This is a genomic window from Niabella aquatica, from assembly GCF_054779315.1.
This window is the reverse complement of record NZ_BAAGYM010000027.1, coordinates 56,621-64,271: the sequence shown is the minus strand read 5'-3', so window position 1 is coordinate 64,271 and position 7,651 is coordinate 56,621. Positions and strand designations below refer to the sequence as shown.

The following is a 7,651-nucleotide window of genomic DNA, read 5'->3' as shown; positions in this document are numbered from 1 at the left end:
CCTCACTTAAAGCAATTTTTGCTCCAAATGAGGCATTTTTTATATTCTTTTGCTAATAAAATACAAGCCTACACTGCATTACATATTTTCAGGAAGACCCTCAATATATTACTTGTAGCACAAAACAATTACGTTTATTACAGCAGCGAACTCATCGTTTATTTACCAGTCATTCAAAAGATAACGTTTGTTACCTTTCTGTTATGGATCTGCAGCATTGATATCTATTTATACAACAGGATGAGATCAGCTAACGCCGTTGTATGAAATGGTCAATAAATCAAAAAGCTTATATCAGGTGTCAATAAAACGTGCTCTTAATTCGGGGGTTGGCAACATACATTCATTCTTCCGGCCAAATAATTTATAACGGTTTCTTGCTATCAAGTCATACACAATATCTCTTATAAACTTCGGCACAATAATAAACCAGGATAGCAATCTTGCCGGATACGATAATTGAGCGGCCACTTTCAAAGCCGCATCAGAGCGGGTGTACACTTTATTATTGTGTATATAAACAAAAGATTTTAAATGAGCTGCCGGCATACCGGATGCGGCCAATAACGCTTTGCCTTTATCAGATTGAAGAGCTGTAAATTTAAAAACACCTTTTTCATCCCGTTTTAATATAAACTGAACAGCACTGTTACAAAGATTACAAATGCCGTCAAAAAGAATAATATGGTTAGCTTCTATCATTTTATTTAGGCTGGCTCACTGAAAAATGAACTTTTTTTTCTTCTTGTGCAACCGTACCGGGATAGGGCGTTATGCTATCCAGTTTAAAAAGGTATTTCCGATCTGGCGCAGATAAGGTATAGGCTTCGCTTAATGCTCTTCCACTACAATCAGCGCCGGTACAAAGACTGATGTTACGTTCATTATCATTGTTGATCACTACATTTAAAACCGCAATAGCTTCTCCGGCCCTTATACAGTTCACATTTGCCGGGCAGCGGTTATCATCCACTTGTTTCAGTGTGATAACCACATTAGCCATAGCCGCCTTTTCATTTATTTTCAAGGCATAGCTCTTTGTCATCTCCTCTCCTACTGCTATTGACCTCCGGGAACAGGAAAAAGTAATAAATAGTGTTATTAATAATAAAACTCTTAACATATGTTTTAATTTTTAATATTGATCAGGATGTTCCTATTGTTACATTACCCCAGACTTGAGATCGATCAGCAAAAAGTCTTAAGAACGCTCCCCGGTTGCAAAGCTACACAACCGGTAATTTCCACCCGTTGTTATAAACAGGTTTCACTAACCGTGTTGCCTTATCCACATTAAATTTATTTTTTGCTTCATCCCAGTATATTTTTTCGCCGGTGCGAACTGCCACATTTCCAAAATGACTTACAATGGCCACTTTAGCACCTGCATCAAACGGGCAATTCAGATCTTCTTTTTTTCTGGATTTTACAACATCAATGAAATTTGCAGCATGGAGATCCAGTCCCCTGTCAACCGATTTGGTCCAGGGCACAGATTCCAGCTTATCTTTTTCTCCCCTTACCTCCCAGCCTCCGCGGTTGAGCAATAAAGTTCCGTTGCTCCCGATAAATGCTATCCCGTGCTGCATACCGTACAAACCTATACCGGTTGCCATATTATGCTCCCAGCTCATCTGGAAATCGCCAAAATCATATAAGGCGGTTTGTATGTCAGGTGTTTCACGCGCATCATCAGGAAAAACATATTTACCTCCTGTAGCCATAACTGATTTTGGTGTTCCTGCTTTCATGCCCATCAGCACCATATCAATAAGATGCACCCCCCAGTCGGTCATTAACCCGCCAGCATAATCCCAGAACCAGCGAAACTCGTAATGAAAACGGTTTTTATTGAAAGGGCGTTTTTTTGCAGGACCCAGCCACATGTCATAATTTACTCCTGCCGGAACGGTTCCATCTGGAACCACGGGTAATGGCGTAGTACCGCCCCTGTACATCCAGGCTTTAGTAGAAGATACTTGTCCCAGTTTACCGGAATGTACAAAAGCAATCGCGTCTTTAAAATGCTGCTGGCTGCGCTGCCATTGCGCTACCTGCACCACCCGATTATAGCGCTGTGCTGCTTTGTTCATCAGCTGCGCCTCATAAATAGAATTGGATACCGGCTTTTCGCAAAACACATCTTTACCAGCGGCACAGGCATCAATCATTTGCAGGCAATGCCAGTGATCAGGGGTAGCCACTACCACAACATCCACGTCCTTATCGGCAAGCATCTTGCGATAGTCGGTATAGGTTTTAGGTTTTATATTCAATTTCTGCAGATCGCCCATTCGCTGTGCCAGGATATTATCATCTATATCACACAGCGCCACACATTGCACCTCCGGCACTTTTAACAAAGCATTCAGGTTACTCCATCCCTGGCCTTTACAACCAATGATACCCACACCAATTTTATCATTAGCGGATACTTTTCCTTTCACCGCTGCCAGCAAATCAGCCGACAAAAAAGATCCGGCGCCTATAATTGCTGTTTTCCTGATGAAATCACGACGATTATTCATTGGCAAAATTTTTATTGGCTGTAAATTTAATAATCAAATATTAAAGGGGTTAATATATTTCGGAATTCTGAGGGTGAACCCACAAACCCGCGGAGTTTCAACCCACAAATGCACAAATAGGTGCTCACAGCGCATTAGCTTTTGGTCATTCTTTCTAGAAAGCCACCATTAGTCTGCTTACATTTGCATGCTCAACTTACTTACAATTATGAAATCTGCATTACACATATTGCTTTTTATCTGTCTGCTTTCGGGCTGCAAAACGGCTCAGGTAAGCCAAACATCTGTGAACAGTACCGCTGACTTTATACCAAATGGCAAGCTATTTACTGCCATCTGGATGCAGCAGTCGGCAGAGTACAAGGCACTTTGCGAACAGGCATATAACCTGGCGGAGCTTCGCCTGAACGAATCACTGCAAAATCCTCCTGAAAAACCGCTTGCTGTTGTCACCGACATTGATGAAACTGCTCTGGATAACAGCCCTTATGCCATACACCGTGCCTTGCAGGGTAAAGATTTCGACAATACTTCCTGGAACGAATGGGTAAACAGGGATGATGCAGATACCATACCCGGCGCACCCGCGTTCTTTAAAAATGCGGCAGCAAAAGGTGTTACAGTGTTTTATGTGACCAACCGGAACCGGGAAGGGCGCGAAGCTACCATCCGCAATCTGCAAAAATTCGGGTTCCCCAACGCCGATGAGGAGCATTTACTTACCATGACCACCACATCAGGTAAAGAACCCCGGCGCTCAGATATAGCCCAAAAATTCAATATAGTTTTGCTGATAGGCGATAACCTGGGCGACTTTTCTGTTCTGTTTGATAAGAAACCAGGTGAGGAGAGAACCGCAAATGTGCTGAATAATAAAGATGAGTTCGGCAAAAGATTCATTGTACTCCCTAACCCGAACTATGGCGACTGGGAAGGCGCATTATATCAATATAATTATAGTTTAACTCCTGCTCAAAAAGATTCGGCATGGAAGGCAAATGCTAAATCCTATTAAGTTATTCCTTCATCCTGCTCCAGATCTCATAAATGGGATCACCTTTAGAGCTTTTTCCAGAGTGGATCCAGTCGCCATTCTCCAGTTTGCCGTCGAAGCTTAAAGACATGCCCACACGTGAGCTGTCACGGGAAAAGAACTCAATATTCTCGGTGTACCTGCCGTCTTTAAAAGTATAGGTACCACCGCCGGTTCCGGAAAATTCGCCTGTTTCGATATTGATTGCGGCCCATTGAAATCGGGTAGCTGTTAACAGCTTTAAAGTTCTCCTGGCACGTAATGGAATATCGGCCATTTCATCTCCTTGTTTCCTTTGTGTAATGCGCCAGTTTCCGGCAAGATTTTGCCCACCGGCATCGATGCGTTTCCAGGTAAGGCTAAAGCCGCCATCCTCCATCCTGGTAATGAGTTCATCCTTGTTAAGTGCAAATTCATACGCATGTTCTTTGCCTACGTCACTTTGATCAGCGCTGTTAAACTGTATTTTGATCTTTATTTTGCCATCTTCAATAGTATAAGGACCGCCCGAAGAAAGGACAAATTTCTTACCGGGAAGGCTGTATTGCGTAAACATACAATACCCGTCCTGGAGCAATATTACAAAATCCTGTCCTTCATAACCAAGCCTCCATGCACCTTCGGGCGAATCGGCTTTGAACTGCGCTTCATTTTTTTTCATGGCCAACCAAGCAACAGAACAAAACAGAAGAAGAATGGCGAGCGTATTATTTAGTTTCATACAAGACATTTTATATTGAAAAATAATCAGACCTCTTTTAAGATTATTTCAATCGCATCCAGTTCTGCTTTATCAAAATTAATATTATTCAGGCATTTTAAAGAGTCCAGCAATTGTGCAGCGCTGCTTGCTCCCACCAGTACAGAAGTTATCCTTTCATCCCTCAATAACCATGCTAAAGCCATTTGAGCCAGGGTTTGCCCGCGTTGCCTTGCTACATCATTTAACTTTTGAATTTGCTGCACACGCTCTTTTGTTACAGCATCTTTTTGCAGAAAGCCATGCGCCTTGGCTGCCCGGGAATTTTTAGGAATGCCTCTTAAATATTTGTTGGTTAATAGTCCCTGTGCCAATGGTGAAAAAGGGATACATCCTACGCCTTTTCTTTCCAGCAGGTCCAGCAAATCATCTTCCACCCAGCGTTCGTACATGGAATATTTAGGTTGATGGATCAAACAGGGAGTGCCCAGTTTTCGTAGCATAGCAATCGCTTTCTTTGCTTCGGGCGCTTTGTAATTGGAAATGCCCACGTATAAAGCTTTTCCCTGTCTTACGATCAGATCCAGTGCCACCATTGTTTCTTCAAGAGGCGTATCAGGATCAGGACGGTGGTGATAAAAAATATCCACGTAGTCCAGCTTCATGCGTTTCAGGCTCTGGTCAAGACTGCTCACCAGGTACTTCTTCGAGCCCCAATCGCCGTAGGGTCCGGGCCACATGGTATATCCGGCCTTGGTAGAAATGATCAGCTCATCCCGGTGCGCTTTAAAATCGGTATGTAATATCTTCCCAAAATTCACTTCCGCGCTTCCGGGGGGCGGCCCATAGTTATTGGCAAGGTCAAAATGCGTAATGCCATTGTCAAACGCGGTATGTAATGTTTTACGATACACTTTTTCGTCGTCCACATCACCGAAATTATGCCACAGGCCTAAAGAAATAGCAGGCAATAAAATGCCGGATTTACCGCAACGGCGGTATTGCATATTGTTATATCGTTGCTCCGAAAACTTCATAGTTCTTAATTTGGATATTTTTAAATATAGCTATTAATCAATTTAATCAAAAAAATTAAGGCCCAGGTTATTTCAGATTATCCAGCACTTTATACATCTTCCGCACTAAAGACAGCTGGCTGCCATTGTAATTATTAACGAGTATAGAAAAAATATACTCTTTGCCTTCTTTCGATCTTTGATATCCTGTAAATCCTTTTACCCGGTTAATAGTACCGCTTTTCATTTTCATATCATTATATAAAGGCAGCGCATCATAAAACTCAGGAAACCAGGACTGTTTTTTTGCATATTTTAATACCGCTACCTCTGCCCGGGGTGTAATACGGTTCTGCGGCGACAGGCCCGACCCGTCGTACAAATGCAGCTCCTCTTTATCTATCCCTTTATCCGCCCAATATTTTTGCAGCACTTCGATACCCTTTTCCGTGCTGGCCTCACCGGTTACTTTCAGCGCCACCGTCCGCAGCAATGCTTCTCCGTAAAGGTTCACACTTTTACGTAAAAACCAGTAAACAATTTTTGACAGCTCAGGAGAAGTGTGCGTGTATATCCAGGCAGGATCATCAAAAGTTTTTCCGGTAATTTCAATAGCATTATCTTTTACCGTGGCAAAGTCGCTGATCTCATCAATGATCGTTTTGACAAACTGCCTTGTGGGATCATAAAGAGAGCCGGAAACAATAAAGCTGCTTTTTCCGGCAGGAATGGTTCCTTTTAAAACGCCGTGGCTTTCTCCTTTTGACGGATAGTAAAGCGCAGACTCATCTCCCGTTTCTTTTCCTGCTGTCGTAGCCTGGGACACAATTTTATAATCATAGAGATAGGGTACCGTTTTGACAATACTTACCGGGTCTCCAATATTATTGCCTGACTTCAGCATAAGATCAAACTGGTTCTCACGCCAGTTAAGTCCCTGCGAACCGGCACCATAATATTGGCCCAGGTCTTCCCATATCCACCTGCCGGGAATATCGTCATCCTCCTTCCATGCTTTTGTATTGATGATAACAGATTCAAATTGTGTTACACCCGATTGCCTGACAGCATTTTTTATGCGCTGTAAAATAAGGCTGTCCTTTGTATTTTCCCAGCGCCAGCTGCCGAAAGTGGGATCGCCTGAACCCTGTATATAGAGGCTCTTACCTTTAGGGGTGGTAACTATGCCGATCCTGGTTTCGTAGGTATAATCCTTTCCCAGTATATCCAATGCGGTAGCAGCAGTGATCACTTTTAACGTAGAGGCGGTAGCCATCCCCATGCTTCCGTTCTGGTCAAAAATAACTTTGCCTGTAGCGCCATCTATAACATACAATGCTAATGTAGCAAATTTCAATTGCGGATCGTTATTAAACGTATCCATAGCGGCTGACAACCTGGAGCTTTTCTGAGCAATACCTGCAAATGAAATGCCCCAGAAACATAAAAACAACGCGACTGTTCTGATCATAATAGATCCTTGATTTTTTTATTAGGTAAAACACGTACTTTATACAGCTTTACGCCTGGTATTTCAATAATTTGATCCGGGTTCTTTTGATAAATATGATGTGCCCACCAGCTTTCTTCGGCCTGGGTGTATACCAGTCTATGAGTTTTGCTATTGTAAGTAACCGATTTAATATCCTTCTTTCCTGCAAGCATATCGAATACACGGAATGTGCCTGTTCTGGTATTGAAGACAAAAACATTATGATGGGTGCTTACCAGCAACTCGCCGTTATCAATAGCCGACAGATCATGACCACCCTCGTCCGGGAGTTTCCAGGACTGCACCAATTTCAATCCGGGCGATGCGGTATTCCAATCTTTCAGCTCGTACGCTCTCAATTGATCAAAGCCCAGTGCAAAAAGTTGATCAGCTGCTGTATCCCATACTACCCCATGTCCCGAATATAAAGAATCTTTAAACAGTAGCTGATCCGGCCTTGCAATATCATATAATTGGATACTATTGCCTGCCTTATGTGTAGATAATGCTACAACAATTCGCCCATGGGGCAATATTTCCGCAGAATGTGCCATAGGAACCTTTGCATAAAAAAGTACTTTTTTTGTTGGTACATCCAATAAAACAGCGCCTCCGCCTGAAGAGGTCAGTAATATTTTTTTGCCGTTATCCACAGGCTTGCATTCATCCAGCGGCACCATCAGTTTACGATATGGAAAAGGAAGATCAGCAGCTTCTGCCACGGTCCATGTCCAGGCAACAGCAGCCTGTTTTTTCACTGACTTCCTGCTATTGATAAGCATCACCTTGTCATCTCCGCAGGCCACAAGGTCCCACTGTGCTGCTGCATTAAAACAAAAACCCGCGAACAGGAAAAATATTAATAAGAAGACACCTCTCACT

The 7,651-nt window shown here is 42.8% G+C and carries 8 protein-coding genes and 1 pseudogene; 2 read left to right on the top strand and 7 right to left on the bottom strand.

Annotation, left to right across the window (positions count from 1 at the left end):
- Window positions 1–267: pseudogene (locus ACYVBM_RS17745) on the top strand (hypothetical protein); the annotation flags it as partial.
- 27 nt (window positions 268–294) lie between these two features.
- On the opposite strand, the gene ACYVBM_RS17740 reads toward ACYVBM_RS17745, so the two are convergent.
- The 3 genes from ACYVBM_RS17740 to ACYVBM_RS17730 all read right to left on the bottom strand — a co-directional run bounded on the left by ACYVBM_RS17740 (window position 295) and on the right by ACYVBM_RS17730 (window position 2,528).
- Window positions 295–702: a thiol-disulfide oxidoreductase DCC family protein gene (locus ACYVBM_RS17740; protein ID WP_460687039.1), complete on the bottom strand. Its 408-nt coding sequence runs from the start codon at window positions 700–702 to the stop codon at window positions 295–297.
- Between the two features lies 1 nt (window position 703).
- Window positions 704–1,123 (bottom strand): hypothetical protein, encoded by a 420-nt coding sequence (locus ACYVBM_RS17735; RefSeq protein ID WP_460687038.1) that lies wholly within the window; start codon window positions 1,121–1,123, stop codon window positions 704–706.
- 103 nt (window positions 1,124–1,226) lie between these two features.
- The gene (locus ACYVBM_RS17730; RefSeq protein WP_460687037.1) at window positions 1,227–2,528 is read right to left on the bottom strand and encodes a Gfo/Idh/MocA family protein; all 1,302 of its coding nucleotides are present in this window, start codon (window positions 2,526–2,528) and stop codon (window positions 1,227–1,229) included.
- A 208-nt stretch (window positions 2,529–2,736) separates the two neighbouring features.
- Between ACYVBM_RS17730 and ACYVBM_RS17725 the strand changes: the two genes are divergently transcribed.
- The gene (locus tag ACYVBM_RS17725; RefSeq protein ID WP_460687036.1) at window positions 2,737–3,543 is read left to right on the top strand and encodes a 5'-nucleotidase, lipoprotein e(P4) family; all 807 of its coding nucleotides are present in this window, start codon (window positions 2,737–2,739) and stop codon (window positions 3,541–3,543) included.
- Between the two features lies 1 nt (window position 3,544).
- Here ACYVBM_RS17725 and ACYVBM_RS17720 read toward each other — a convergent pair whose 3' ends face one another.
- The 4 genes from ACYVBM_RS17720 to ACYVBM_RS17705 all read right to left on the bottom strand — a co-directional run bounded on the left by ACYVBM_RS17720 (window position 3,545) and on the right by ACYVBM_RS17705 (window position 7,650).
- Window positions 3,545–4,282 carry a hypothetical protein gene (locus ACYVBM_RS17720; RefSeq protein WP_460687035.1) on the bottom strand — a complete coding sequence of 246 codons (738 nt, stop codon included), beginning with the start codon at window positions 4,280–4,282 and terminating at the stop codon, window positions 3,545–3,547.
- Between the two features lie 26 nt (window positions 4,283–4,308).
- Complete coding sequence (gene mgrA / locus ACYVBM_RS17715; protein WP_460687034.1) at window positions 4,309–5,298, bottom strand: L-glyceraldehyde 3-phosphate reductase; 990 nt, start codon at window positions 5,296–5,298, stop codon at window positions 4,309–4,311.
- A gap of 67 nt (window positions 5,299–5,365) precedes the next feature.
- Entirely contained in the window at window positions 5,366–6,748 is a 1,383-nt protein-coding gene (dacB, locus tag ACYVBM_RS17710; protein WP_460687033.1) for a D-alanyl-D-alanine carboxypeptidase/D-alanyl-D-alanine endopeptidase, read from the bottom strand.
- A complete protein-coding gene (locus ACYVBM_RS17705) occupies window positions 6,745–7,650 on the bottom strand; it encodes a DUF6528 family protein (protein WP_460687032.1) in 906 nt (301 codons plus the stop codon). The genes dacB and ACYVBM_RS17705 overlap by 4 nt, the downstream gene beginning before the upstream one ends.
- Window position 7,651 lies beyond the last annotated feature (1 nt).

Coding starts and splice junctions, on each gene's coding strand:
- ACYVBM_RS17740 (WP_460687039.1), bottom strand. CDS start 702: ATGATAGAAGCTAACCATATTATTCTTTTTGACGGCATTTGTAATCTT.
- ACYVBM_RS17735 (WP_460687038.1), bottom strand. CDS start 1,123: ATGTTAAGAGTTTTATTATTAATAACACTATTTATTACTTTTTCCTGT.
- ACYVBM_RS17730 (WP_460687037.1), bottom strand. CDS start 2,528: ATGAATAATCGTCGTGATTTCATCAGGAAAACAGCAATTATAGGCGCC.
- ACYVBM_RS17725 (WP_460687036.1), top strand. CDS start 2,737: ATGAAATCTGCATTACACATATTGCTTTTTATCTGTCTGCTTTCGGGC.
- ACYVBM_RS17720 (WP_460687035.1), bottom strand. CDS start 4,282: ATGAAACTAAATAATACGCTCGCCATTCTTCTTCTGTTTTGTTCTGTT.
- mgrA (WP_460687034.1), bottom strand. CDS start 5,298: ATGAAGTTTTCGGAGCAACGATATAACAATATGCAATACCGCCGTTGC.
- dacB (WP_460687033.1), bottom strand. CDS start 6,748: ATGATCAGAACAGTCGCGTTGTTTTTATGTTTCTGGGGCATTTCATTT.